Origin of the sequence: Longispora sp. NPDC051575 (assembly GCF_040681875.1) — a bacterium.
Classification (GTDB): Bacteria; Actinomycetota; Actinomycetes; order Mycobacteriales; family Micromonosporaceae; genus Longispora.
Genome location: NZ_JBFAZP010000006.1, coordinates 230,450 through 256,607, shown reverse-complemented (window position 1 = coordinate 256,607; position 26,158 = coordinate 230,450). Strand labels below are relative to the sequence as shown.

At 73.8% G+C, this 26,158-nt stretch carries 22 protein-coding genes; 11 read left to right on the top strand and 11 right to left on the bottom strand.

From position 1 onward, the window contains the following. Positions 1 to 7 precede the first annotated feature (7 nt). Positions 8 to 3,130 carry a BTAD domain-containing putative transcriptional regulator gene (locus AB0M43_RS18690; RefSeq protein WP_363726216.1) on the bottom strand — a complete coding sequence of 1,041 codons (3,123 nt, stop codon included), beginning with the start codon at positions 3,128 to 3,130 and terminating at the stop codon, positions 8 to 10. 130 nt (positions 3,131 to 3,260) lie between these two features. Continuing rightward, entirely contained in the window at positions 3,261 to 4,262 is a 1,002-nt protein-coding gene (locus AB0M43_RS18685) for a potassium channel family protein (protein ID WP_363726214.1), read from the bottom strand. 38 nt (positions 4,263 to 4,300) lie between these two features. Between AB0M43_RS18685 and AB0M43_RS18680 the strand changes: the two genes are divergently transcribed. After that, positions 4,301 to 4,624 (top strand): hypothetical protein, encoded by a 324-nt coding sequence (locus AB0M43_RS18680; RefSeq protein WP_363726212.1) that lies wholly within the window; start codon positions 4,301 to 4,303, stop codon positions 4,622 to 4,624. A gap of 155 nt (positions 4,625 to 4,779) precedes the next feature. Further along, positions 4,780 to 6,519 carry an ABC transporter substrate-binding protein gene (locus tag AB0M43_RS18675; RefSeq protein ID WP_363726210.1) on the top strand — a complete coding sequence of 580 codons (1,740 nt, stop codon included), beginning with the start codon at positions 4,780 to 4,782 and terminating at the stop codon, positions 6,517 to 6,519. A 39-nt stretch (positions 6,520 to 6,558) separates the two neighbouring features. On the opposite strand, the gene AB0M43_RS18670 is transcribed toward AB0M43_RS18675, so the two are convergent. Beyond that, the gene (locus AB0M43_RS18670) at positions 6,559 to 7,287 is read right to left on the bottom strand and encodes a winged helix-turn-helix domain-containing protein (RefSeq protein WP_363726208.1); all 729 of its coding nucleotides are present in this window, start codon (positions 7,285 to 7,287) and stop codon (positions 6,559 to 6,561) included. Between the two features lie 247 nt (positions 7,288 to 7,534). Between AB0M43_RS18670 and AB0M43_RS18665 the strand changes: the two genes are divergently transcribed. Continuing rightward, entirely contained in the window at positions 7,535 to 8,443 is a 909-nt protein-coding gene (locus AB0M43_RS18665; protein ID WP_363726206.1) for a GNAT family N-acetyltransferase, read from the top strand. Positions 8,444 to 8,554: 111 nt separating this feature from the next. Here AB0M43_RS18665 and AB0M43_RS18660 read toward each other — a convergent pair whose 3' ends face one another. Next, on the bottom strand, positions 8,555 to 9,046 hold the full coding sequence (locus tag AB0M43_RS18660) for an Lrp/AsnC family transcriptional regulator (RefSeq protein ID WP_363726204.1): 492 nt from the start codon (positions 9,044 to 9,046) through the stop codon (positions 8,555 to 8,557). 78 nt (positions 9,047 to 9,124) lie between these two features. Here AB0M43_RS18660 and pdhA point away from each other — a divergent pair, with 78 nt between their 5' ends. From pdhA to AB0M43_RS18645, 3 genes are read left to right on the top strand one after another with little or no spacing between them, the layout of a single operon-like run. Further along, complete coding sequence (gene pdhA, locus AB0M43_RS18655) at positions 9,125 to 10,279, top strand: pyruvate dehydrogenase (acetyl-transferring) E1 component subunit alpha (RefSeq protein WP_363726202.1); 1,155 nt, start codon at positions 9,125 to 9,127, stop codon at positions 10,277 to 10,279. Next, on the top strand, positions 10,276 to 11,295 hold the full coding sequence (locus AB0M43_RS18650; RefSeq protein ID WP_363726200.1) for an alpha-ketoacid dehydrogenase subunit beta: 1,020 nt from the start codon (positions 10,276 to 10,278) through the stop codon (positions 11,293 to 11,295). The genes pdhA and AB0M43_RS18650 overlap by 4 nt, the downstream gene beginning before the upstream one ends. Continuing rightward, positions 11,292 to 12,662 (top strand): dihydrolipoamide acetyltransferase family protein, encoded by a 1,371-nt coding sequence (locus AB0M43_RS18645; RefSeq protein ID WP_363726199.1) that lies wholly within the window; start codon positions 11,292 to 11,294, stop codon positions 12,660 to 12,662. The genes AB0M43_RS18650 and AB0M43_RS18645 overlap by 4 nt, the downstream gene beginning before the upstream one ends. 57 nt (positions 12,663 to 12,719) lie before the next feature. On the opposite strand, the gene AB0M43_RS18640 is transcribed toward AB0M43_RS18645, so the two are convergent. Continuing rightward, positions 12,720 to 12,968: a hypothetical protein gene (locus AB0M43_RS18640; RefSeq protein ID WP_363726197.1), complete on the bottom strand. Its 249-nt coding sequence runs from the start codon at positions 12,966 to 12,968 to the stop codon at positions 12,720 to 12,722. A gap of 565 nt (positions 12,969 to 13,533) precedes the next feature. Here AB0M43_RS18640 and AB0M43_RS18635 point away from each other — a divergent pair. Beyond that, positions 13,534 to 16,047, top strand: a complete 2,514-nt coding sequence (locus AB0M43_RS18635; RefSeq protein WP_363726195.1) for a LuxR C-terminal-related transcriptional regulator — start codon at positions 13,534 to 13,536, stop codon at positions 16,045 to 16,047. A 183-nt stretch (positions 16,048 to 16,230) separates the two neighbouring features. Continuing rightward, positions 16,231 to 16,794 (top strand): hypothetical protein, encoded by a 564-nt coding sequence (locus AB0M43_RS18630; RefSeq protein ID WP_363726193.1) that lies wholly within the window; start codon positions 16,231 to 16,233, stop codon positions 16,792 to 16,794. A 50-nt stretch (positions 16,795 to 16,844) separates the two neighbouring features. Here AB0M43_RS18630 and AB0M43_RS18625 read toward each other — a convergent pair whose 3' ends face one another. From AB0M43_RS18625 to AB0M43_RS18610, 4 genes are all read right to left on the bottom strand, one after another. Next, positions 16,845 to 17,150: a hypothetical protein gene (locus tag AB0M43_RS18625; RefSeq protein WP_363726191.1), complete on the bottom strand. Its 306-nt coding sequence runs from the start codon at positions 17,148 to 17,150 to the stop codon at positions 16,845 to 16,847. A gap of 65 nt (positions 17,151 to 17,215) precedes the next feature. Further along, positions 17,216 to 17,920: a helix-turn-helix domain-containing protein gene (locus AB0M43_RS18620; RefSeq protein ID WP_363726189.1), complete on the bottom strand. Its 705-nt coding sequence runs from the start codon at positions 17,918 to 17,920 to the stop codon at positions 17,216 to 17,218. 255 nt (positions 17,921 to 18,175) lie between these two features. Next, entirely contained in the window at positions 18,176 to 19,525 is a 1,350-nt protein-coding gene (locus tag AB0M43_RS18615; RefSeq protein ID WP_363726187.1) for a hypothetical protein, read from the bottom strand. Between the two features lie 104 nt (positions 19,526 to 19,629). Next, positions 19,630 to 20,019 carry a hypothetical protein gene (locus AB0M43_RS18610; protein ID WP_363726185.1) on the bottom strand — a complete coding sequence of 130 codons (390 nt, stop codon included), beginning with the start codon at positions 20,017 to 20,019 and terminating at the stop codon, positions 19,630 to 19,632. A 339-nt stretch (positions 20,020 to 20,358) separates the two neighbouring features. Here AB0M43_RS18610 and AB0M43_RS18605 point away from each other — a divergent pair, with 339 nt between their 5' ends. After that, on the top strand, positions 20,359 to 21,042 hold the full coding sequence (locus AB0M43_RS18605) for a response regulator transcription factor (protein ID WP_197004746.1): 684 nt from the start codon (positions 20,359 to 20,361) through the stop codon (positions 21,040 to 21,042). An 82-nt stretch (positions 21,043 to 21,124) separates the two neighbouring features. On the opposite strand, the gene AB0M43_RS18600 is transcribed toward AB0M43_RS18605, so the two are convergent. After that, complete coding sequence (locus tag AB0M43_RS18600) at positions 21,125 to 22,390, bottom strand: HAMP domain-containing sensor histidine kinase (RefSeq protein ID WP_363726183.1); 1,266 nt, start codon at positions 22,388 to 22,390, stop codon at positions 21,125 to 21,127. A gap of 600 nt (positions 22,391 to 22,990) precedes the next feature. On the opposite strand from AB0M43_RS18600, the gene AB0M43_RS18595 reads away from it, so the two are divergent. Continuing rightward, positions 22,991 to 24,244, top strand: a complete 1,254-nt coding sequence (locus tag AB0M43_RS18595; protein WP_363726181.1) for a glutamate-cysteine ligase family protein — start codon at positions 22,991 to 22,993, stop codon at positions 24,242 to 24,244. Positions 24,245 to 24,255: 11 nt separating this feature from the next. Continuing rightward, positions 24,256 to 24,855 (top strand): TetR/AcrR family transcriptional regulator, encoded by a 600-nt coding sequence (locus tag AB0M43_RS18590; protein WP_363726179.1) that lies wholly within the window; start codon positions 24,256 to 24,258, stop codon positions 24,853 to 24,855. 121 nt (positions 24,856 to 24,976) lie between these two features. On the opposite strand, the gene AB0M43_RS18585 is transcribed toward AB0M43_RS18590, so the two are convergent. Then, positions 24,977 to 26,110 (bottom strand): CaiB/BaiF CoA-transferase family protein, encoded by a 1,134-nt coding sequence (locus tag AB0M43_RS18585; RefSeq protein WP_363726177.1) that lies wholly within the window; start codon positions 26,108 to 26,110, stop codon positions 24,977 to 24,979. Positions 26,111 to 26,158: the final 48 nt, after the last annotated feature.

Sequence of the window (26,158 nt, the reverse complement as noted above, 5' to 3'; positions counted from 1 at the left end):
CCGGGTGTCACGCGGAGTCGAGGAACGTCCGCGCGCGGGCCTGGCCCGGGGTGTGCCCGGACGCGCGGTACAGCTCCAGCGCGCGCTCCGCGTGCCCGGCGCGGTCCCGCCCGCCCAGCACCGTGGCCAGCGCCAGCTCCGCGTGCCCCTCCACCATCTGGCTGCCGATCTCGCGGGCCGTGGCCACCGCCTCGCGGGCGACCGCGACCGCCTGGTCCGCCTCGCCCAGCAGGTGTCGCGCGTACGCCAGCCCGACCAGCGCGTCCGCCTCCGCGTACCGGTGACCGGCGTCGCGGGCCGCCCGCAGCGCCCGGCCGTGCAGGTCGGCCGCCCCGGCCCCGTCCCTCCGGAGCACCGCCGCGTCGCCGAGCACGCCGAGCGCCTCCGCCTCCAGGGCCGGGTACGGCCCCGCCCCGCTGAGTTCCAGCGCCGCCCGGCCGAACCGTTCCGCCAGGTCGGCGCGGCCGGCGTCCCGGTGCGCGCTGGCGAGCCGGTTGGTGGCGCGCGCCTCGCCCTGGTGGTCGCCGGCCTGCCGGTACAGCTCCAGGGCCGCGCCGAACTGTTCGAGCGCGCGGTCGACGTCGCCCTGGATCAGGTACACGTCGCCCAGGCTGTTCGTGGTGGCCGCCACGGTGCTGCCCGCCCCGTCCTCCCGGTACAGGTCCCGGGCCTGCCCGAGGTACTCGACCGCCCGGTCCAGCCGCCCCGCCCGCAGGTGCACGACGCCCAGGTTGTTCAGGTTCACCGCGACCTGCCGGGTCCGGCCCAGCCCCCGGTTGAGGACGGCGGCCCGCGCGAACAGCCCGGCGGCCTCGTCGAGCGCGCCGGCCCCGGTGCGCAGCACCCCGAGGTTGCTGAGCGCGGCGGCGGCGCCCTCGTCCCAGCCGGACCGCTCGCTCAGGCCCAGGGCCAGGGTGTCGTGCTCGACGGCCCGGTCGAGCCGGCCGCCGTTGCGGTGCAGCAGGGCCAGGCTGGCGTGCAGGGCCGCCTGGGCGCGCTCGTCGCCCGCGCCGGTCGCGGCGGCCATGGCCGTGTCGGTCACCCGGAGCCAGTCGACCGCGTTGTGCCGCAGGTCGTAGTAGCCGCGCAGGGTGTCGGCGAGCAGCCAGGCCGTCTCGGGGGTCCGGCGCGCGCAGTACTCGATGGTGGCGTTGAGGTTGGGTCTCTCGGCGTCCAGCCAGGCGAGCGCCCCGGCCCGGTCCGCGAACGGCGCGGCCTCCCCGGCGGGCACCGGCAGCCGGTTGTACTGCGGATACAGCAGCGTCGCGGCGACGTCGGCGCGCGCCAGGTACCAGGAGGCCAACCGCCGCACCGCATCCGCCCGGGCCGCCTCGTCGTCCTCCAACGCCGCGCGTTCGCCCGTGTAGTTGCGGGTCAGGTCGTGCAGCCCGTACCGGCCCGGCGTCGGCTCCTCCACCAGGTGCGCGGCGACCAGCCGGCCGAGGATCCCGGCGGCCTCGGCCGCTCCCGTCCCGGTCAGCACCCCGACGGCGTCCGCCGTGCTGTCCGGCCCCGGGGCGAGGCCGCACAGCCGGAACACCCGGGCGGCCGGGGCGCCGAGGGTGCGGTACGACTGGTCGAACACGGCCCGCACCGAGGACTCCGGGTCGCCCGCGACCTCCAGCCCCGACAGTCCCTCGCTGGCGCGCAGCTCGGCGACGTGCTCGCGGAGGGTGCGCCGGGGCTGCTCGGTGAGCAGGGCCGCCGAGATCCGCAGCGCGAGCGGCAGGTGCCCGCACAGGTCGGCGAGTTCGGCGACGGCCCCCGGTTCGGCCGCGCACCGGTCGGCGCCGATCACCCGGGTGAGGAGGGCCGCGGACTCCTCGGCCGTGAGCACGTCGAGGTGCAGCCGCCGGGCGCCGTCGCGGGCCACGAGGCCGGACAGCTTGGCCCGGCTGGTCACGAGCACCAGGCTCCCGGAGCTCGCCGGCAGCAGCGGGCGGACGTGCTCCGGGCTGTCGGCGTTGTCCAGCAGCAGCAGGATCCGGCGGTGCGCGAACAGCGTCCGGTACATGCCCTGCGCCTGTTCCAGGTCCGCCGGGATCTCGTCGGCGGCCACCCCGACGGCCAGCAGGAGGCCGGTCAGCGCGCCGAGCGGTCCGACGGCCGGGCTCGACGAGTAGCCGTGCAGGTTGACGTAGAGCTGGCCGTCCGGGAAGTGCCGGCGGACCAGGCGGGCCCAGTGCACGGCGAGGGCGGTCTTGCCCACGCCCCCGGTCCCGTCGATGGCGCTGATCAGCACCACCCCGCTGTGCCCGTCGCCGGAGGGCAGCAGCGCGTCGAGCTGCGCGAGTTCGGCGACCCGGCCGGTGAAGTCGGGCACGTCCGGGGGCAGGGTTGACGGCGCGGGCTGCGCGGGCGGTTCGGCCGGCCCGGGGGCGTCGAGGGCCGGGTCGTCGCGGAGGACCGCCACGTGTGTCTGGCGCAGCGCGGGGGAGGGCTCCAGCCCCAGTTCCGCGTCGAGAAGATCCCTGATCCGGGTGTACGCGTCGAGCGCCTCGGCCCGGCGCCCCGACCGGTACAGCGCGAGGATCTGCGCCTCGGCGAACCGCTCGTGCAGCGGATGGCGCCCGATGAGGTCCGCGAGCTCGGCCAGGATCTCCTGGTGCCGGCCCTGGTCGAGTTCCGCGGTGACCAGCAGGTCCGCCGCCCCCAGGAACAGCTCGTCGAACGGGGGCCGGACGAGTTCGCGCACCCGGTCCGTGGCCTCGGGGCCCAGCAGCGGTCCCCGCCACAGGGCCAGGGCGGGGCGCAGGAGCGCCGACCGGTCGGCGGGGGCGCCGGCGGCCCGGGCCCGCTCGTACCGGGCGCGGAAGCGGTGCAGGTCGACGAGGTCCGCGTCGCCCTCCAGCAGGTAGCCGCCGGGCCGGGTCACCAGGTGGAAGCCGTGCCGGTCCGCGCCGACGGCGGCCAGCCGGGCGCGGAGCCGCGACACCTGGACCTGGAGCGAACTGCGGGGCTGGGCGGGGCCGTCGGCGTCCCACAGGAGGTCGACCAGCCGTTCCGTCGACAGCACGGTGCCCAGGTGGACGAGCAGCAGGCCGAGGAGGCCGCGTTCGAGACGCTTCCCCAGGTCGACCGGCCGGCCGTCGTGCTCCGCCCCGACGGTGCCGAGGACCCGAAACTCCATGCGCAGAGGCTATCGGCCGGACCGTCCGGCCGGCACCCGTTCGTCCACGGTGACCCGTGGCCCCGACGGCCCGGAGCTGACCGCCCGGCCCCGGCCGTGCCCGGACCCGGCCGCCCGGTCCCGGCCGCTCCTACGTCGTGATGACCACGAGCAGGTCCCCGGCCTCGATGGTCGCCACCTGGTCGTAGTGGTACTTGCGCCCGGCCCGCAGGATCGCCACGATCAGCGCGTCGCACTCGGCCGGCGGCTTCCCGACCTCCTCGGACGTCGGCGCCCGCTCCACGATGTCGAGCCCCTCGCCGGGTACCAGCAGCTCCGACATCGTGTCGGAGATCTCCGGGTTCGTGGTGGCCACCCCGAGCAGCCGGCCGGCCGCCTCCGAGGAGGTGATCACCGAGGTCGCGCCGCTCTGCCGGACCAGCGGCGCGTTCTCGGCCTCGCGGACGCTGACCGCGATCACGGCGTCCTTGTTGAGCTGGCGGGCGGTCAGGGTGACGAGGACCGCGGTGTCGTCGCGGTCTGCGGCGACGATGATGTGGCTGGCCGCCCCGGCGGACGCGTGCCGGAGCACGCTGCTGCGGGTCGCGTCGCCGAGCACGCCCGCGTACCCGTCGGCGGTGGCCTCCTTGACCAGTTCCGAGTTGCGGTCCACGACCACGATCTGCCCCACCGGCACCCCGTTGCGGACCAGCGTGTCGATGGCGCTGCGCCCCTTCGTGCCGTAGCCGACGACGACGGTGTGTGCGCGCAACGTGGACCTCCACCGGGTGAGCCGCCACTCCTGGCGGGTGCGTTCGGTCAGTACCTCGAAGGTGGTCCCGATCAGGACGACGAGGAAGGCCACCCGCAGCGGGGTGACGACCAGGATGTTGACGATCCGGGCGGTGTCGCTGACGGGGACGATGTCGCCGTAGCCGGTCGTGGACAGGCTGACGGTCGCGTAGTAGAGCGCGCCGAGCAGGTCCAGGCTCTCGTGGTTGTTGTCCTTGTACCCGTCGAGGTCCACCGCCACGGCCACGAACATCACCGCGAGCAGGACCAACGCGATCAGTACCCGGCGGCCCATCCGGCGCAGCGGACCGACCTCGGGCAGCGGCAACCGCACATTCGCTGGCTCACGTCTGCCCGTCACGCTGAGTAGCCTACCGGGCGTCGCCTACTCTTGGTCCCGTGAAGACACGTGGAAACATCGCCGCCGCCCTGCTGGCCCTGTTCCTGGCCGTCCCCGCCCTGGCCGCCTGCAGCTCCGACGGGGCGAAGACCAGTTGCAGCCTCGACTCGTGCACCGTCACCTTCGACCGGGGTGTCGCGGCGTCGACCAGCATCCTCGGCGTCGAGGTGAAGTTCGTCGGCGTGGACAACGGCCAGGTGAAGCTGTCCGTCGCCGGCCAGGAGGTCACCGCCCCGGTGTCCCAGGAGACCGACGTGGCCGGGATGAAGGTCACCGTGCAGAACGTGACGGACACCGAGGTGGTCGTGCAGATCGCCCGCTGAGCCGCCGGTCGCCGGGCATCCGCGCGGGGTGCCCGGGCCGCGACCTCCGCGAGACCCGGCCGTGACAGTAAGGCTGGGAACGAAAGGCCTACCCTCCCGCGCGCCCCGCTTCCTACGGTCGGACCAGGAGAACCGACTCGACACAGGAGGCCGTGATGCGGCGGAGCGCAGTACAGCTCGTCGTGGGCGCACTGGCCGTCGGCCTTGCCCTCACCGGGTGCGAGAGCACAGGAAACACGGGCACGGACGGCGACAAGAACGCAGTCAAGCAGGACATCATCATCGACCGCGAGGGGAAGACGCCGACCCCCGCGCCGGAGGTTCCGGGCGCGAAGAAGGGCGGCCAGATCAACTGGCTGCAGGACGGCGAGTTCCAGCACTTCGACCCCCAGCAGATGTACTACTCGGACTCGCTCAACGTGGGTACCCAGGTCATGTTCCGCATGCTCACCACGTTCGTGGAGGACCCCAACGGCGGTCCGCTGAAGCTGGTCGGCGACCTGGCCACGAACACGGGCGTGTCCTCCGACGGCGACAAGACGTGGACGTACACGCTCCGCGACGGGATCAAGTTCGAGGACGGCTCGCCGATCACCTCGAAGGACATCTCCTACGGCGTGGCCCGGTCGTTCAGCACGTACGGCGACCAGGGGATGCAGTACATCCAGAACGCGCTGGACCCGAAGCGGGCGTACAAGGGGCCCTACACCGGTGACCTGAACGTGCCGGGGATCAAGACGCCGGACGACAAGACGATCGTGTTCACGTTCCCGCAGCCGCACGCGGAGTTCCCGTACCTGGCGGCGTACCCGACCGTGGTCCCGGTGCCCAAGGCGAAGGACAGCAAGGACAAGTACGAGGACGAGTGGGTGGCCTCCGGCCCCTACAAGCGTCAGGTGCAGAAGAAGGACCAGTTCATGATCCTGGAGCGCAACCCGCACTGGGACGCGAAGAGCGACCCGGTCCGGCACCAGTACGTGGACACCATCAAGTTCGACTGGTCCGTCAACCGCACCAGCCAGACCAACCGGCTCAAGGCCAGCGAGGGCGACGACCAGACGGCCGTGATGTCGGCCTCGGTCGCGCAGCAGGACATCTCCACGGTGTCCGGCGACCCGGCGCTGAAGAGCCGGACGATGGAGGCGGCGACGCCGTTCACCAACTTCGTCTACATCAACACGACCCGGGTCACCGACCTGGACGTCCGCAAGGCGCTGAACTACGCCTTCGACCGGGACTCGTTCGTCAAGGCCCTCGGCGGTCAGAAGGTGGCCCGGCCGGCGACCACGATCCTGGCGCAGACCGTGCCGGGCTTCAAGAACTACGACGTGTTCCAGGCGGGCCCGAGCGGCGACATGTCCAAGGCGAAGAAGCTGGTCGAGGGCAAGAAGGTCCCGAAGCTGGGCTACTGCTTCCCGAACACCGCCAACGGCCAGAAGAACGCGGCCGTGGTGCAGGCGGCGCTCCAGCGCGACGGCGTGTTCGACGTGGCGCTGGTGCCGGTGGAGACCAAGGAGTACTCCAACGTGGTCGGCGCGTCCGCGACCACCTGTGACCTGATCGCCAACGGCTGGGCGGCGGACTTCCCCGACGGGGCCAGCACGCTGCAGGTGCTCTTCGACGGCTCCGGCATCCGGCCCACGGGCAACCAGAACCTGTCCTACCTGAACGTCCCGTCGCTCAACGAGGAGTTCGCGAAGCTGGCCCTGATGGGCGACCGCGCGAAGGCCGCCCCGCTCTACGGCGACCTCGACGAGAAGATCATGCGGGAGTACGCGCCGGTCATCCCGACGCACTACCTCCGGGCGTACCAGCTCAACGGCACGAAGGTGGGCGGCGCGTTCATGAGCCCGCTGTACGCGCAGGTCAACCTGACCGGCATCTACGTCAAGTAGTCCTGCCCGCTGACCGCCGCCCCGGCCCGGGGGCGGCGGTCACCGCGTCTCCAGCATCCGTTCGCCGAGCGGGGTCAGCGAGTGCAGCACGGACTGGCCCGCCCGGCGGGTGCTGATCGCCCCGGCGGAGCGCAGGATCGTCGCGTGCTGGCTGGCCGTGGCGGCGGACACCCCGGTGCGCAGTGCTAGTTCACTGGTACTGGCCCCGCCCGCCGACAACACGCTCAGCATCGCCGCCCGGGCCCGCCCGATCAGGGCACCCAGGTCGCGGGGCTCGGGGACGGGTTCGGCCGCCGCCGGGTACACCAGGATCCGGTCTTCGTGCAGTTCCGGCCGGCGCCAACAGAACACGGAGGGCTGCAACAGGAGCCCGCCGCCGTCGAGGCGCACCTCCCGGTCGGGCCCCGGAACCTCCAGCACGGGCGCGTCCCACCGCACGGCCGGGTGCAGGGTACGCAGCAGCAGCCCCGTCCCGCCGTCCAACAGTGCCCGGGTCCGCCCGGCCCGGTCGGCGGCCACCCGGGACCGGATCTGCTCCCAGTGCGGGGTGACGGCCAGTTCCCGGAACCGTTCGGCGGCCGTCGTGTCCTCGCGGTCCGTCAGCGCCCGGGGCAGCCGACCGCGCAGGCCGCGCCGCCAGTCCCCGAACGGGGAGGGGCCGCCGTCGAAGAGCACCCGCAGCCCGTACCGCAGCTCGAGGTCGGCGTCGGGTTCGGTCGCGACGCTGGTGTTGGCCACATCGGCCAGGGTGAAGTGAATGCGGAGCATGGGGACACCTCCGACCGCAGCGTAGGGTCGCGCTGGTCACGTCCCTCCACGCCGGACGATCACGTTCCCATTACCTTGATCACGATTGGGCATCCTTTGCGCCCCGCCGGTGATCCAGGTCATCCGATACCCGCCAACCGGCGTCTTCCGTCCACTTTCCGCAGCTGACCGGTACCGGCGTCCGCGCACCGGGGTGTTCCCGGGAAAACCGGCTGCCGACCACCCGGCTTGGGCCTAGATTGCGTGCATGACCCAGTGGCGCCCACTCTCCGCGACCGACCTGCCCGCCCTCGCGGCCCTGACCCGGTCGGTGCTCGCCGTCGACGGCGGGCTCCCGCAGTCGGCCGACGAGGGCTTCGTCCGCAGCCGGTACCCGCTCGGCGGGGCGTCGCCGGACTCCGGTGCCGGGACGGTCGGCGGCTTCGAGGGCGACGAGCTGGTCGCGGCGGCGGCGGTCCGCCCCGTCGGCCCGGCCGCGGGAACCCCCGGTCAGCCGGGCGTCGGCCTGACCGGGCTCGTCGGCCAGGTCGCCCCCGCGCACCGGGGCCGTGGCCTGGGCCGGCACCTCCTCGAATGGGGCCTGGCCCGCGCGGCCCGCCCCCGGGTCGAGTCGGAGTCCTGGACCCCGGCCGTCGACCGCCTCCTCACCCGCTACGGCCTCGAACGCACCTTCGGCGAGCTCGTCATGACCTGCCCGCTCGCGGACCTGACCGTCGTGCCGTTCCCGCCGGGCGTGACCGTGGAGGAGTGGCGGCCGGGCAACGAGGCCGACTTCTTCGCCGCGTACGACGGCTCCTTCCGGGACCGGCCCGGCTTTCCCGGCTGGTCGGCGGAGGAGTGGATCGACTGGATCAGCGGGGACGAGGACGACTTCCGCGCGGACTGGGCGCTGCTGGCCCGCGACGCCGACGGCACCCCGGCGGGGTTCTGTGTCGCGAGCCCCGACCACGCGATCGGCCAGGCGGGGGTGCGTCCCGAGTGGCGCCGCCGGGGTCTGGGCCGGGCGCTGCTCACGGAGTCGGCCCGCCGGATGCGCGACGAGGGCGCGACCTCCGTCCTCCTGATGGTCGCCACGAACAACCCGTCCGCCACGGCCCTCTACGAGTCCCTGGGCTACACCGAAACGGGCCAGCGCGCCCGCTACGAACACGCCTGACGCCCCGGCCGACCGGGCGCCTCTGAGCCCCGGTCGGCCCGACCCTCACCAGCTGAGCCCACCACCCGGCCCCACCTCCCGCCCTCACCCGCCCGGGCCCCGCGCGCCGGCCTAGTGCGGCCCCGCCCCCGTCGCCTCGTCGAACACCAGCCACGTCCTGGTCCCCTTCACCCCGGGGATCTCCTGGATCTTCTCCAGCACCAGGTGCCGCAGCGCCGCGTTGTCGGGCGCGCGGACCAGCACGAGAATGTCGAAGTCGCCGCCGACGAGCGCGATGTGGTCCACGTACCGGATCACGCGCAGCCGGGCCACCACCTCCCGCCAGGTGTTCTGCTCGATCGTGACCATCACGTACGCGGGGGTGCCCAGCCCGGCCCGTTCCGGGTTGAGCCGCGCGCCGAAGCCGAGGATCACCCCGTCGGCCACCAGCCGGTCCACCCGGGCGTACGCGTTGGCCCGGGAGATGTGCAACTTCTCGGCGAGCGCGCGCATCGAGAGTCGTCCATCGACGGCCAGCTCGGTCAGGATCCTGTGATCCAGGTCATCCAGAGGTCTCGCGGTATCCGGTTTGTCCGGCGCGGAAAAAGACGATTGGTCGCTCACAACCGTCGAGCCTAGCCGATTGTCGCGACCTGGGAGACCAGGTTGATCAGGCGTCTCGAAACGCGGCACCATGCGGATATGACAACGACGTCGACACGGGGTAAGACGCCCAAGGCCCCGGCGCGGGCGGTCGCCAGGACCAGTCCCGAGGCCAAGGCCGCGAGCGCGCTGCTGCCCGCCGAGCGCCCCATCCGCTTCCTGGACGAGCGGGGCGCCCGCGTCGACGAGCACGACGGCTACGGCGAGCCGCCGGTGGAGCTGCTCGTCCAGGCGTACCGGAAGATGGTCGTCGGTCGTCGCTTCGACCAGCAGTGCACCGCGCTGACCAAGCAGGGCCGGCTCGCCGTGTACCCGTCGAGTCACGGCCAGGAGGCCTGCCAGGTCGGCGGCGTGCTCGCCCTGCGCGCCGACGACTGGATGTTCCCGACCTACCGCGAGTCCGTCGCCCTGGCCACCCGGGGCATCGACCCGGTCGAGGCGCTCACCCTGCTGCGCGGCGACTGGCACTGCGGCTACGACGCCGCCGCCTGGCGCACCGCCCCGCAGTGCACCCCGCTGGCGACCCAGACCATCCACGCGGCCGGCGTGGCCTACGGCGAGAAGCGCAAGGGCAACGACTCCGTCGCGCTCGCGTTCATCGGCGACGGCGCGACCAGCGAGGGCGACTTCCACGAGGCGCTCAACTTCGCCGCCGTGTTCAGCGCGCCGGTGGTGTTCCTGGTGCAGAACAACGGGTACGCGATCAGCGTCCCGCTGGCCAAGCAGACCAAGGCCCCGTCGCTGGCCTACAAGGGCGTCGGCTACGGCGTCCGCTCCGAGCGGGTCGACGGCAACGACCCGGTCGCGGTGCTCGCCGTGATGCTCGCCGCCGTCGAGCACGGCCGCAGCGGCAACGGCCCGTTCCTCGTCGAGGCGCACACCTACCGGATCGACGCGCACACCAACGCCGACGACGCGACCCGCTACCGGGAGGCCGGCGAGGTCGAGGAGTGGCGCACCAAGGACCCGGTCGCGCGGCTGGCCGCCCACCTGCGGTCCGTCGGGGCGCTCGACGACGCCCTCGAGGCCCAGATCAAGGACGAGGCCGAGGTGTACGCGGCGAACCTGCGCGAGCGGATGAACGCCGACCCGGTCCTCACCCCGACCGACCTGTTCGAGCACGTCTACGCCACGCCCACCCCCCAGCTCGTCGCCCAGCGCGCGCAGCTCCTCGAAGAACTGGCCGCCGAATGAGCACCACCGCCCTGGCCGCGCCGACGGTCACCATGGCCCAGGCCCTCAACACCGCCCTGCGCGACGCGCTCAAGGACGACGACCGGGTGGTCGTGTTCGGCGAGGACGTCGGCGCGCTCGGCGGGGTCTTCCGGATCACCGACGGGCTGACCCGCGACTTCGGCGAGGACCGGTGCTTCGACACCCCGCTCGCCGAGGCCGGCATCATGGGCTTCGCGATCGGGATGGCCATGGCCGGGTTCCGGCCCGTCGTGGAGCTGCAGTTCGACGCGTTCGCGTACCCGGCGTTCGAGCAGATCCTGTCGCACGTGGCCAAGATGCGGAACCGGACCCGGGGTGCGATCACGCTGCCCATCGTCATCCGGGTGCCGTACGCGGGCGGGATCGGCGGCGTGGAGCACCACTGCGACTCCTCCGAGGCGTACTACGCGCACACCCCCGGCCTGAAGGTCGTGGCCCCGTCGACGGTCGCGGACGCGTACTCGCTGCTCCGCGAGGCGATCAACGATCCCGACCCGGTCGTCTTCCTGGAGCCCAAGAAGCTGTACTGGTCCAAGGACGAGGTGTCCCTGCCGGCCGCGACCGCCCCGTTCGGCCGCGCCGAGGTCCGCCGGGCCGGCACCGACGTGACCCTGCTCGCCTACGGCCCGTCGATGCCCGTGGCGATGGCCGCCGCCGACGCCGCCGTCGAGGACGGCTGGAGCGTCGAGGTCGTGGACCTGCGCACCATCAACCCGTACGACGACGCGACCATCGAGGCGTCCGTCCGCAAGACCGGGCGCTGTGTCGTCGTCACCGAGGCGTCCGGCTTCGCCGGGGTCGGCGCGGAGATGGCGGCCCGGGTGCAGGAGCGCTGCTTCCACGCCCTCGCCGCCCCGGTACTGCGGGTGGCCGGCTACGACATCCCGTACCCGCCGCCGAAGCTGGAGCACCACCACCTGCCCGGCGTCGACCGGGTCCTGGACACCATCGCCCGGCTCCAGTGGGACGACGTGCCGTTCGTGGGGTCCCGATGACGTCCGTCTTCAACCTTCCCGACCTGGGGGAGGGGCTGACCGAGGCCGAGGTCCTCGAGTGGCGGGTCGCGGTCGGCGACACGGTCGGCATCGACCAGATCGTGGTCGTGGTCGAGACGGCGAAGGCGGCCGTGGACGTCCCGTGCCCCTACGCGGGCACCGTGCTGGAGCTGCACGGCGCGGCCGGTTCGGTCGTGGACGTCGGCAAGCCCCTGATCACGATCGGCTCGCCCGACGGCAAGGTCACGCCCGACACGTACCGGGACGAGGAGCGGGCCGGGGCGAAGGAGCCCGAGTCGAAGGGCTCCGGCAACGTCCTCGTCGGCTACGGCACCGCCGAGATGACCGGCCGCCGCCGTCGCCGGCTGGGCGCGGTCCCGGCCGGCCACGCCCCGAACGGCGCGACGGCCACCGGTGCGGGCACCACCGCCACGGCCGCCCCCGGCGTCAACGGCACCGGCACCGCCGTGGCCGAGAAGCGGGCCCCGCTCGTCATCTCGCCCATCGTCCGCCGCCTGGCCGCCGACAACGCGGTCGACGTCGCGGCCCTCGCCGGCTCCGGCCTCGGCGGCATCGTCACCCGCCGGGACGTCGAGTCCGCGATCGAGGCGGCCCGGGTTCCGGCGCCGGCGCTGGCCGTGGTGCCGCGGGCGACCGCTCCGGCCGGTACCCGTCGCCTGGGTCTGCTCGACGAGCGGGTCCCGATCAAGGGCCAGCTCAAGGCCATGGCCGACCGGCTGACCCGCAGCCGCCGCGAGATCCCCGACGCCACCACCTGGGTCGACGTGGACGCCACGGGCCTGATGAACGCGAAGAACGAGCTGGCCGCCGGCTACCCGGACCACAAGGTCGGCGTCCTGGCCCTGCTCGCCCGGATCACGGTCGCCGGCCTGCTGCGCTACCCGCAGCTCAACGCGCAGGTGGACGGCGACGAGCTCGTCCGGCTGCCGTACGTGAACCTCGGGTTCGCCGCGCAGACCGAGCGGGGCCTCGTGGTGCCGGTCATCCGGGACGCGCACCTGCTGTCCACGGTGGAACTGGCCGACGAGATCGTCCGCCTGGTGGAGCTGGCCCGCGCCGGCCGGCTGGGGCTGGCGGACATGACGGGCGGCACGTTCACGCTGAACAACTACGGCGGGTACGGAGTCGACGGCTCCACCCCGATCATCAACCACCCGGAGGCGGCGATGCTCGGCGTCGGCCGGATCATCGACAAGCCGTGGGTGGTGGACGGTCAGCTCTCCGTGCGGAAGGTGACCCAGATGGGTCTCACCTTCGACCACCGGGTGTGCGACGGCGGGGTGGCCGGCGGCTACCTGCGCTACGTCGCCGACCGGGTCGAACGGCCGATGTTGCTGCTCGGCTGACAGGCACGGCCGGGGAACTCCGGCCGGCGGACGCTCGGGTCGTGGGCCCCCAACGGCTCACGACTCGAGTTCGACCACCTTGATCCGCTGCTCGCCCGCCGCGACGGCCGGGTCGTCGCGCCAGCGGTCGAACATGGCCAGCGCCTGGCCCCGGTCCCGCAGTTCGGTGCACTCCAGCACCAGCTCGCTGCCGGCCGAGTCGCGCGGCAGCCGGGTGCGCACGACCTGCCATTTGCCCACCGGCCACGTGGCGGGGCGGGTTTCCCCGTGATAGACAGGGGAGGCGTTGAATGGACGCTGCTCCACGAGTGGCTCCAGTTCTTCCGTGAGAATCGGGACGGGCGTCCCGGCGACCAACCACGTCGCCCGTCCTGGTTCGCTCTTTAACAAATCCTTTCACTGCCGCGCGAAGATCTACAAGTGCCCAGGTAGACGCATATTCGCAAGCCAGAGGGCCTGTAGCGCCACGATTCCGCACAGTCCCCACAGGACGAATTGATCACCATGCGTCGCATGGGTATGACCCATTGTATTGACGCGGATCGCCGCACGCCCAGGATGCGTGGACCCTGGCGACCTGCGGGCACCGTATGGCCGGCGGAGAGCGGATCGGTGCCGGGGCGTACCCGGAAAAGGGGTTTTGTGCCTTTGGGGCGACGGATACCCCCGTCGCCGCTGCGGAGTGCGACGGGGGCACCGTGCTCGCCCACCCGCCGAGGGCCCGGCCGCCAGTGCGTGTGCGGGGCCGGGTGCGGGAGGCGCCCGAGGCGGGTGTGCGACACCTACCCGGGAGGATGCTCCCGGTTCGGCGATCCGGGTATCCATCCGTAGGGGACACGTGAACAACTCCTGTGGTTAGGTGGACGGATCCATGACTACGACTCCGTTCGTCGGCCGCGACGGCGTCCTCGCCACCCTGCGGGCGACGACGTCGTCCGAGTCCTGGGTCGTGTTCGTCGAGGGCGAGGCCGGGGCGGGGACCTCCCGACTGCTCCGCGAGTGGCTCGGTGACCGTCCGGCGCTGAGGTTGGCGTGCCCGCCGTTGGACCGGCCGGTGCCGTGGGCGCCGTTCGAGACCGCCGGGCCGCTGTCCGGTCCCGCCGACGGTTCCGCCCCGTCGCCGGCCGACGCCGGGGCCGGGGTCGACCGGCTCGCCACGATGCGCCGGCTCCGCACCCTGCTGACCGGCCTCGTCGTCGTCGAGGACGCCCAGTGGCTCGACCCCGACTCCCGCGACCTGCTCCGCTGGGTCCTGGCCCGCCCGCCGCGCGACCTGCGCCTCGTCGTCACCTACCGCCCCGAGGAACTCCCCGCCCCCGGCTCCCCGCTCGGCCTGGTGACCACCCCGCTGCCGTGCACCACCGTCCGGCTGGCCCCGCTCACTGCCGCCGACGTCGCCCGCTGGGACCCGGCCGCCCAGGTGCTCGTCGCCGCCAGCGGCGGGGTCGCCGGGGTGATCGCGGAACTGCTCCGGCACGGCGACGCGCCCACCCTGGCCGCGCTCGTCGGGGCCCGGCTCGCCCGGCTGCGCGGCCCCGCCCTCGCCACCGCCCAGGCGGCGGCCGTCCTGCACGACCCGGCCCCGGAGGACACCCTGGCCGCCGTCGCCGGTGCCGACGGGCTGCTGGGCGCGCTGCGGGCCGGGATCCTGGTGGAACACCCGGGGCTCCTCTACGGGTACCGGTCCCCGCTGGCCGCCCACGCCGGCTACGCCCTGGTCCCCGGCCCGGTCCGGCGCCGGATGCACCTGCGCGCGGCGGCGGCGCTCACCGGCCAGGGGGTGCCCGCCGCCCTCGCCCGGCACAGCCGCCTCGGGGGCCAGCGCGCCGACTGGCTCCGGTTCGCCGAGGAGGCCGCCGAGAGCTGCCTGGCCGACGGTGACCTGGAGGTCGTGGTGGGGCTGCTCCGCGACCTGCTGGCGGAGAGTACGGAGGAGGACCTGGAGCTGCTGCGCCGGATGATCGAGGACCCTCGGCTGCCGGCCGCCGCGCGCGCCGAACTCGGCTCGGACCTCGGCGCCGTCCTCATGGACCGGCTCGGCCACGAGGGCGAGGGCCGGTGGGTCCTGGACCAGGCGCTCCGGGAGACCCCCGCCGAACCGCCGCTGACCGCGCGGGCGCTGGCGGCGCTCGGGTTCCCGTACATGCCGCCGGGGGATCTGCGGGCGCACCGGGAGTACCTGGCCCGGGCGGCCGCGTGCGGGGACGAGGACCCGGCGGTCAGTACGGCGGTGCTGGCCAACCAGGCGGCGCTGCTGATGGTCACCGGCGACCCCGAGGCGTGGCAGGTCGCCGAACGGCTCGTCGCCCTCGGGGACGAACCCGGCCGCCGCCGACAGGTGTGCCGGGGGCTGAGCAACCTCGCGGACGCCGCCGCCTGGCTCGGGCACTACCGGGCCGCCGAGGACTTCCTGAGGGCCGGCAGCCTGCTGGCCGTCCGGCCGTACGACACCGCCTCGAACGGGACGGCGTTCCGGCTGGACTGGGCCCGGGGCCACTGGTCGGGGCTCGCCGAACGGGTCACGGCGGAGGTCGACCGGGCCGCCAACCAGTGGTGGGCCGCCGAGGGCAACCTCGTCCTCGGCCTGCTCGCCCTGGCCCGGGGCGACCGGCCCCAGGCGGACGCCCGGCTGCACGCGTCCGGACTGGGCTGGGCGGCCGAGGCCGCCGTCCCCGTGGTCGCCGCCGCGTCCGGGGCGCAGATCCGGCTGCTGCTCGGCAACGACGACGTGGCCGGCGCGGCCCGGCTCGCCGACGAGGCCGTGGCCCGGATCCGGCTCAAGGGCATCTGGACCTGGGCGGCGGAACTGCTGCCGTGGGCGGTGACCGCGCTGCGCCGGGCGGGCCGGCCGGTGGACGCCCTGGTGGCGGAGTACGCGACCGCGATCGACGGCGCGGACGCGCCACTGGCCGCCGCCGCGTTGGCGTACTGCCGGGGCGAGTACGCCGCCGCCGAGGAGCGCTACGCGGCCCTGCCCCGGCCGTACGAGGCCGCGCTGTCCGCCGAGGCCGCCGCCCGGGACCGGCTCGGCAACGCCGGTACGTTCCCGGCGCCCGGCACGGCGGACCGGACGGCCGGGCTCGCGGAACTGGGGGCGGTCGCCGAACGGTTCGCGCTGCTGGGGGCGGGGTGGGACGCGGCGCGGTGCCGGTACACCCTGAGGGTGCACGGGGTGGTGCCCGCGCAACGGGGCGGCCGGCCCGGCTACGGCAGGCTGCTGTCCCCCCGGGAGCGGGAGGTCGCGGCGCTCGCGGCGGCCGGCCAGACCAACCGGGAGATCGCGGACGTGCTGTTCCTGTCGCCCCGGACGGTGGAGCAGCATGTGGCGACGGCGATCCGCAAGCTCGGGGTGGCCTCCCGGGCGGACCTGCCGCCCGCGCCCTGAGCCCGGGCCGGTCGCCGCCGGCACCCACGCCGCCGGCACCTTGGGCCCAGGCCGGTCGCCGCCGGTGTCGGGCCTGGTGCCGAGGTCGTGGTGCGCGGCGGCCCGGGACGCCGCCGACCGGGCCTCGCGGCGCCTCCCGAACTCCGGGGTGGACGCGGGTAGCCGGCGCGTTACTGTGGGGCGATGGTCTTGCGGCACCGGGATGACGGCGTGCATCTCGTCCTGCGTCCCGGCGGCGGCACCTCCGGCGCGCTGGCCCGCTACCTGGTCGTCGGCACCCTCGTGGCCGCGGTGCTCGCGGCGCTGCCGGTCGGCGTGATCGCCGGCCTGTTCCAGCTGTTCCCCGGCAATTCCGGCGGCACGGCCCACGCGCTGACCGCCCTCGGCCTCATCCTCTTCGCCTACTACCTGGTCCTCACCGTCGTCGGCGCCCGGCAGATCTGCCGCCTGGAGCTGTCCCCGCCCGACGCGCCGACCCAGGTCCGGGTCGTCCGGCTCGGCCGGTCGGAGCTGGTGCCCGTGGCCCGGCTGCACGGCATCGTCCTCGTCGAACACGTGCAGGACGGCGGGGAGCCGCACGCCGCCGGGGTGTCCGTGGAGCTGGACGTGGGCCGGGGGCCGGAGCGGTCCCGGTCCCGGCTGGAGGTCGACCCGCGCGCGCTGGCGGGGGACCTGACGGCGCTCGGCCTGCCGGTGGAGGTCCGCACGCACACGTTCACCCGGCCGCGCCGGCGGACCCGGCCGTAGCCGCAGGCCACGAAAACCGGCCGTAGCCACGTGCCCGGGCCGTGCCGGTATCAGCCGTAGCTGTTCAACAGGGTCGTCGCGAACCAGATCGCGTGCCCCGGATACGAGAACGACTTCGGCCCGATCGACACCGCCCAGCTGCCGTCGATCTGCCGGACCAGCAGCTGCACCTGGTAGGAGTAGCCGCGGACACTGCCGCCGAGCGCCCGCACCGTCACCTGGCGGTCCGAGCCGGCGGACTGGCGCAGCGTCACCACCCCGGCCTCGACATCGTCGAGCACCCAGAGTGGACCGACCGTGGCCAGCCGGGTGACGAGACCCTCACGGGCCGCTCGCAGACGGTCGGCGTAGGTCATCCTCGAACTTTACTGGAATCTCCTGTTGTGCTGATAAGTCATGTTCAGTTGATGAATGACTGTCCCTACTCGACGGTCAGCAGTTTGATCAGGGTCAGCGCGCACTGCCGCAGGACGCGTTCGACCTCGGCGCGCCGGTCGGCGTACGCGAGGACGGGCACCGTCACCGCGAGCGCCCCGTGCAGATGCCCGTTGGGGGAGCGCACCGGCACGGCGATCGCGGCATGGGGCGGGAGGAACTCGCCGACGTCGGAGGCGACGCCGGTCCGGCGGGCGGTGGCCAGGACGTGGGCGAGCCGGGCGTCGGGCGACCGGTCCCTCAGGTACTCGCGGCGTTCCTCGTCGCTCACCGCGCTGAGCAGGGCGCGGCCGAGGGCGCTGCGTTCGCCGACGGACCGCAGCCGGGCCGTCGTGAAGGGAGCGCGGGGCGTCTCGGGGCAGTCCACGGCGTCGACCACGGTGACGGCCCCGTCGCGGAGCCGGCCGAAGTAGGCGGGCGCGCCGACCCGTTTGTGCACGTCGCGGAGGATCAGCCGGACGGCCGGGTCGAGGTCCAGTTTGCGGTACCAGTGCTCGTAGAGGGTCGCGAGCTGCTCGCCGAGGCCGTAGCTGCCGTCGTCGTTGCGGATCAGGTACCCGTGGTAGTGCAGGGTGCCCAGCATCCGGTACGCGCTGGGCAAGGGTAGTTCGGTCCTGCGGGCGACGGCCTTGGCGCTGGCCCCGTCACCACATTCCGCGATGGCCTCCAGGACCCCGAGAGCCCGTTCCACCGAGCCTATGAGCCCTGCCGGGCGCAGCTCAGGCATGGCTTCCCCCTATCGAAGACGGCGTCTGTCCCAGCGAACCCTAGGGGCGCGGGGACATGGTCCGGCGGACACGATGTCCGCCGGACCACACCCCTTTTTTCCGGGTACGGGGCCTGGGCGCCCCGCCTTCCGGTCCCGGGGCCCGAGCGCGGGACCGGTGCGGGCCCCACGCCCGGACGCCGCCGCGCCCCGGTGCCGTCCCGCCGGGGCGCCGGGCCGCTACGCCTCGAACCCGTTCCGCCGGCGCCGGGCGAGCCGGAGCAGCAGCAGCCCGCCGCCGACCAGCGCGAGCCCGCCGGCCGCGTACCCGGCGATCTGCGCGCCGGTGACCGGCAGCCCCCCGCCGCCGGACGACAGCACCACCGGGGTCGGGGAGCCCGGGCCGCCGGGCGGGGTGGGCGTCGCGGTCGACGGGTGCCCGGGCGTGCCGGTCGGGTGCGGGTACCCGGATTCGGAGGGGGTCCCGGGCGTGGGCGTCGACCCCTGCGAACCCGGTGCGGTCGCCGCCACCGACAGCAGGCCCAGCCCGAGGTCGGCGACCGTCGCCCCGGCCAGGGTGACCCGCAGCCGCAGCGTGGCGGCCCCGGCGCGCACCGCGCCCCGGTCGGTGACCTCGGACGTGACCTGCCCGACGGTCAGCCGCACGCCGAGCACCGCCGTGGCCCGGTCCGAGACGATCCGGCCCGGCAGCGCGCGGGCGGCCACGGTGGTGTCGACGGTGGCCTCCGGGGTGTCGAGCCGCTGGACCTGGCCGCCGGGGAGGGTGACCTCCAGCAGCGGCGCGTCGTAGCGGACCGCCGCCTCGGACCGCCGGGCCGCGGAGACCACGGTCAGGCTCGGCTGGTGCAGGACCCGGACCCGGATCTGGTCGAACAGGGACACGTCGGCGATGCCGGTGGCGGCGGTGGCGGAGACGCCGACCCCGCCGCCGGGGAGCCGGACCGTCTCGGTGGCCGTGCGGGCGCTGGCGACGGAGCTGATCCGGACGAGCGGGGTGGGCCGGGTCACGCCGCCCAGGAGGCTCTCCAGGAGCGGCAGGTGCGGCGCCCCACCCTGGAGCACCTCCGCGCTCGTCACGGCCGTGCTGGCGGCGCTGAGGGCCGCCAGGTGCCCACAGCCGTACTGGTCCTGCCAGCGGGCCGAGGCGGTGGACTCGCCGACCCGCGCGCCGACCAGGCCGCCCGCGTCGAGGGCCCGGGCGACGGTGCTGACGGGGCGCGGGTTGTCGGCGGGCGCGGTCTGGCGGGCCACCGCGCCGGGCAGCGGTACGGACAGGCCGAGGAGCTGCGCGTCGGCGTACCGGGCCTCGGCGGTCGTGGCGGTCCGCCGGGTGCTGTCGACGTCGGCGTGCGCGGTGGCGACCCGCGCGTCGGCGAGGGGCGGGAGTCCGACGCCCAGCGGGCGCAGGTCGAGCAGGCCGAGGTGCAACAGGGTCGCGTCGGCGGAGGCCGTGTAGGGGGCGGGGTGGCACACCGGGGTGCCGGCGTGCGCGGAGGCCGGGGTCGCGAGCACGCCGGTCAGCAGGACGAGCAGCGCCGGGGCGGTACGACGGACACGGACCGTCGACATGGGACAGACCTCCAGGGCCGGGGATTGTTGATCACGGGGACCAACGGGCCGTGCCGGCGGAAGTCACGGGGTGTGGCAAAAACGTCGCACACCGAGAAAACGGACTAATAGTCCTCTTCGTACACTGTTATGGTCGGTTGGCGCGACTTCGACCAATAGGCATATATCGTGCTCACGTGATCGTACCCGACAAACCGGACCACGATGTAGTCCGCCTCCAGCCGGTACGCCTCGTACGAGTACCCGCTGCACGGGGCGAGCTCGATGAGGTCCACCTTGCCGGCCGAGTAGTAGAACATCGCCGAGCCGCCGCTCGCGGAGGCGTTGCGCACCTTCGGGGCCGCGCTCGACGTCGTCGGCGCGACGGTCGCCCGGTTCGGCCCGAATGTGGTCTCCGGGGTGGGGGTGGTCTTCATGTCCGGAGTCGGGGTCGGTTTCGGCGTCGTCTTGGTGTTCGGGGTGGGGCTGTTCTCCTCGTCGACCAGGATGTTCATGGTCGGAGTCGGCGACGGGGCGCCGCCGGGCGTCCGCCCAGCGGACGTCGGCGGCACGCCGGGAGTCCGGGTGGGGCCCGCCGGCTGGCCGATGCGGGGCGGCGGAGGCGTCACTGGCGGCAGCGTAGCTACTACTTTGAGTGAAGGCCTGGCGGCAGGAATCGGGAAATTCGGGACATCGGCGAGAGTGGCCGGCCGAGATGCGCGCACGCCGAGCCACGCCACGGTCACCGCCACGACAGTGACGGAGGTCCAGGCGGCGACAATGCCGAGAGCACGACGCACGTCGTTATTCTCCCGAACCTTGGCCCAAAGGCAACCCTAGATTACGGTCACATTATGGCCCGGGTGCTGCTGGTTGAGGATGACGCGGAGATCCGCGTGGCTCTGGTTCGTGCCCTTACTCAGCGTGACCATGTGGTGCGCGCTGTCGGTGAGGCCATGACGGGCATCAGGGAGGTGACCGGATGGGACCCGGATGTCGTCGTGCTGGACCTTGGGCTGCCCGATCTCGACGGGTCCGTCACGCTCTCGATGATCCGCGCCGTGTCCCGGGTGCCGGTCCTGATCGCGACGGCCCGTGACACGGAGTACGAGATCATCCGGATGCTCAACGCCGGAGCGGACGACTACCTGATCAAGCCGTTCTCCGCCGACCACCTGGCCGCCCGGATCTCGGCCGTCCTGCGCCGGGCCACGCCCCGCGAGCACGCCGCCGAGCTGATCGAGGTGGGCGGCCTGCGCCTGGACCTCGGGGCCCGCGACGCGAGCTTCGACGGCACCCCGCTGCGGCTGTCCAAGCGCGAGTTCGACCTGCTGGCCTATCTGGCGGCCCGGCCCGGCCGGGTGGTCGGGCGGCGCGAGCTGCTGACCGAGGTCTGGCACACGCCGTACGGCGGGGACGACCAGACCATCGACGTGCACGTGTCCTGGCTGCGCCGGAAGCTGGGGGAGTCGGCGGCCCAGCCGAAGTACCTGCACACGGTGCGGGGCGTGGGCGTCAAGCTCGTCGCGCCGGAGTAGGGCGCGCGGGGCGCCCGTCCAGGCGGGGCGTGCGGCCGGCGGGCACGCGGGTGTCCGGTGCCCGACGTGGTCCGGTCCCCGCCTAGCGGCGGAACGCGAGCGTGATCCGGGTCCCGCCCAGCGGGCTCGGCCCCACGGTCAGCGCGCCGCCCGTCGACTCCGCGACCCGGCGCGCGATGTCCAGCCCCAGCCCGGTGGACTCCCCGCCGCTCACCCCGCGCAGCATCGCCTCGTCGGGGGTGCCGATCCCGGGGCCCGCGTCGTCCACCACGAGCCGGACCCGGTCCTCGCCGGCGAGCACGGACACCTGGTAGGCGGTGCCGGGCGGGGTGTGCTGGAAGACGTTGCCGAGCACGGTGTCCAGCGCCGAGGCGGCGTCGGCCCGGCCCACGGCCACCGGTACCTGCCCGGTGAGGCCCTTGCCCCGCCAGGCGCGGCGCTGGTCGGCGGCGAGCACGGCCCAGTACTTCGTCCGGTCGGCGGCCACCGCCGCGATGTCGCACCGGGCCGGCTCCACGTCGTGCAGCGGCTCCCGGGCCTCCTCGATGATCGAACTGAGCTCCTGCTCCGTCTGCCGGGCGGCGTCGAGCACCCGGTCGCGTTCGAGGCCGGGCGGCAGCGCCTCGGCGTTCAACCGCAGGGCGGTCAGCGGGGTACGCAGCCGGTGCGACAGGTCCGCGAGCAGTTCGCGCTCGTTGGCGAGCAGGATCCGGAGCCGCTCGGCCATCTCGTTGAACGCGGCCCCGGCGGTGGCGATCTCCGGCGGGCCGCCCGGGACGACCCGGACGTGCACGTCGCCGGCCCCGAGCCGCCGGGCCGCGAAGGCCAGCTCCTCGCTGGCCCGGACCGCGCCCCGCGCCATCCAGGACGCCACGAAGCACGCGATCACGAGCAGGACGAGGCCGAGGAGGGCGGGCAGGCCCCACGCGGTCCGCATCTCGTGGGTGAGGGTGGCGTGCGGCACGTACCCCTCGACGACCACGCCGTCCATCGCCGTCAGGTACGACGTGCCCTTCGGCGTGGACACGGTGATCGAGCTCTTGCTGACCCGGGCGCGGAGGAAGTCGTCGTCGGAGGCGTGCCGGCCGCCGCCGATCGTGGTCCCGTCGGGCAGGGTCATGCCCAGCCGGGTCTGGCGCTCGGCGGGCAGCATCGCGAGTGCTTTGCGAAATTCGGCGGGGTCCGCCGTCGTGTGGGCGAACTGTGCCAGGGCGTCGGCGTCCCGCTCGGCCTGGAACAGCACCTGGGTGCGGGTCGAGTGGTAGGCGACGGCCGCGAGTGGCACGGCCCAGGCGAGGGTGACCAGAGCCCCCACCGCAAGAGCCACCAGCACGAACCTGCGTCTCATTCTGGCAAGGTACGCTGGCGCGCCGACTTAACCAATCGGCCGAATCGATCTTTGTCGGCCGACTGGTCGAGGCGGCGACGCGTTTGCGGAGACCTGACCGGTCCGGCCGAATCGATCTTTGTCGGTGCGGAGGTTATAGGGGCGGCGTTTTCCCATGTGCCGGGCACCTGGCAATGCGTCTCTGCGCGGATACGACCCGTCTGGCCGACTCGACCTTTCCGGCTCCAGCCGTCATGATGGCGACGGTCCCACAGTCTGGTACGCCCGCGGTCGCGCGCGGGGCATACCGGGCTGCCCCGGTGGCCGTGCCGTTCCGGCGGCTGGATCGTTGTCGTGTGGTCGGATCGCACCCCGCCGGGTGCCTCCGGGGCGACGGCCGGGCACGTGGTGTTTACAGTTTCGTGGTTCTTTCTTAGTGGCGTGACGGTGGCCGGGTGGTGCCAACCGAGCGACGCTTGGGGACACGAACCGGAGACGCGCCGATTATCGGTGGTGTCGCTGGACAAAATGGCTTCCGAGCCCGCTAATAGAGCACACCTCTCACGTCGTGTGCCGTGAGGCGTCTAGTCGTCGCATTCAGTCGGTCCGCAGGAGGGGGCGGTGAACGCAGTGCTGATCCAGAACATGCTGTCCGAGAAAGAAGCTACGGCCTATGTGGCCAGCGCGGGGTTCCGCGCCGGTTCTGTGGGTTCGGTCGGTACTGAGCTGGAATGGCTGGTGCGCGACCCGAGCGCCCCGCTGTCCCGGCCGGCGCCCGACCGGTTGCGCGACGCGGTGCGCGACCTGCCCGATCCGTTGCCCGGTGGCGGCCGGATCACGATCGAGCCGGGCGGCCAGTTGGAGCTCAGCTCCGGGGTCGGCGCGTCGCTCGCCGAGTGCGTCGCCAACACCCGAGCGGACATGGCGCTGCTGACCGCCGCCGTGGAGGCCGCCGGGCTGCGCCTGGAGGGCGGCGGGCTGGACATGCTCCGGCCGGCGTTCCGGGTGCTCGACACCCCCCGGTACGAGGCCCTGGAACGGTTCAACGACCGCTCGGGCCCCGAGGGCCGGGTCGTGGCGTGCAACTCCGCCTCGGTGCAGGTGTGCCTGGACTCCGGGGACGACACGGACGGCTGGCTCGGCTACCGGCGGCGCTGGTGGCTCGCCGACGCGATGGGCCCGATGCTGCTGGCCATCTTCGCCAACTCGCCCGGTACGGCCGGCGGGCACCGGTGGCGTTCGACCCGGCAGGTGCTCCGTTTCGCGATGGACGCGGGGCGCACCCGCGCGCCCCGGATGACCGACGACCCGCGCAAGGAGTGGGCCCGCTACGCGCTGGCCGCGAAGGTGTCCGTGGTCGCCTCCGAGGACGGCGCGGACTGGACGGCCCCCGAGGGGCTGACGATGCGCGACTGGCTGCGCGGCGGCGGCCCGCGCCCGGCGACGTACATCGACCTGGAGATGCACCTGGGGACGCTGGTGCCGCCGGTCCGCCCGCGCGGGTACCTGGAGTTTCGCATGATCGACCAGCAGGACGGCGAGAACTGGGTCGTCCCGGTCGCGCTGGTCACCGGTCTGATGGACGACGCGGTGACCGCCGAGCGGGCCGCCGAGATCGTCCGCCCGCTGCGGTCGCTGCGCCGGAACCACGACTGGGTGACGGCGGCCCGGCGCGGCCTGGGCGAGCCGGGGCTGACCGAGGCGGCCACGGCCTGCTTCGACCTGGCCCTCGAGGGGCTCGACCGGCTCGGCGCGCCCGCCGACATCCGGGAGCGGGTGGCCGACTTCGCGCAGCGGTACACGGTGCGGGGCCGGTGCCCGGCGGACGACGTGGCGGCGCGGCGGGTGCGCGCGGCGGTGGCCGTCGCCGCGTAATACTGACGGGCATGACGTCCAACCGGCAGGAACGCAGTGAGCGGACCCGCGAACGGCTCCTCGACGCGACGGTCGAGAGCCTGATCGAGATCGGGTACGCCCGCACGTCCATGCAGGAGGTGTGCACCCGCGCGGAGCTGTCGCGCGGGGCACAGCTCCACCACTTCCCGACGAAGGCCGGCCTGATGGCGGCCGCGATCGAGCACCTGACCCGCAAGCAGACGGAACGGGTGCTCCTGGTCGGCGAGAACCTCCCCGAGGGCCCGGACCGGATGGAGGCCCTGATCGACCTGATGTGGGAGGGCTTCTCCGGCCCGCTCGCCAAGGCGTCGATCGAGCTGTGGGTGGCGTGCGCCAACGACCCGGAGCTGCGGGCGGTGATGCTGCCGGTGGACCGGACCCTGGCGCACGCGACGCTGGAGCTGTGCCGGAAGTACGCGGGGACCGCCGATCCGAAGGTGGTGGAGACGATCGGCTGGCTGACGATCGACCTGCACCGGGGGATCGCCGTGGACGAGCTGCTCGGCGGGGACCCGAAGCGCCGGGCGCACCTGCTGGAGACGTGGAAGCGGATGGCCGTGGCCACGCTGCGCGAGGCCGACAGACCCTAGAACCCTTCGACGGGTACGAGGGGTGCGCGGCGCTCCGGGCGAGCGCTGGCCGGGCACCCGGTCACCCGGGCGGGGACTCCGGGCAGGCACGGTTCCGGCGCGGGGCCGCGTACCCGTCGGGTCAGGTTTGAATGATCGCGCCGGACGCGAGCAGCCCCTCGATGTCGGGCACGCCCCAGTCCGCCAACGCCTCGACCGTGTGCTCCCCGGGCCGGGCGGGCCGGCGGCCCAGCGCCCCGGGTGTGCGGGAGAACCGGGGCGCGGGGGCCGGCTGGACCACCCCGTCGTGCGCCACGAACGTGCCCCGCCCGGCGAGGTGCGGATGCTCGGGGGCCTCCAGGAACGTCAGCACCGGGGCCACGCACCCGTCGGAGTCGGCGAACACGGCGGCCCACTCGTCGCGGGTCCGGGTCGCGAACCGGGCGGCGATCGCCGCGCGCAGGGCGGGCCACTCGGACGGGTCGTGCCGGTCGGGCGCGTCGGTGAGCTCCAGGCCGGCGAGGAGTGCCGCGTAGAACCGCGGTTCGAGGGCCCCCACGGCCACGTGGCCGCCGTCGGAGCAGGCGTAGACGTCGTAGAACGGGGCGCCGGTGTCGATGAGGTTGGTGCCGCGCCGGTCCTGCCAGAAGCCGCCGTGCAGCAGCCCGTGCACCATCGTGGTGAGCAGGGCCGAGCCGTCCACGATCGCGGCGTCGACCACCTGGCCCCGCCCGGAGCGGCCCGCCTCGAACAGGGCGGCGAGCACGCCGACGGCGAGGAACATGGCCCCGCCGCCGAAGTCCCCGACCAGGTTGATGGGCACCTGCGGCGGCCCGCCGGCCCGACCGACCCCGGACAGCGCCCCGGTCAGCCCGAGGTAGTTGATGTCGTGCCCGGCGGTGTGCGCGAGCGGCCCGTCCTGGCCCCAGCCGGTCATCCGGCCGTAGACGAGCCGGGGGTTGGCGGCGAGGCACTCCTCGGGCCCGAGTCCGAGCCGTTCGGCGACCCCGGGCCGGAAGCCCTCCAGGAGGACGTCGGCGCCCGCGACCAGGCCCAGGACCAGCGTGGCGGCGTCGGGGTGCTTGAGGTCCACGGCCACGGACCGCCGGCCCCGGTTGAGCAGGTCGTGCTCGGGTTCGCCGAGCCGGAGGGACCCCTCCGGGCGGTCCAGCCGGAGCACCTCCGCGCCCAGGTCGGCCAGCAGCATCGCGGCGAACGGCGCGGGGCCGATTCCGGCGAGTTCGACGACCTTCAATCCGGAGAGCGGTCCGGGCATGTCTTCCTCCGTGGCTCGGCCTGTGCTAGAAAACACATGCAGTCTAGA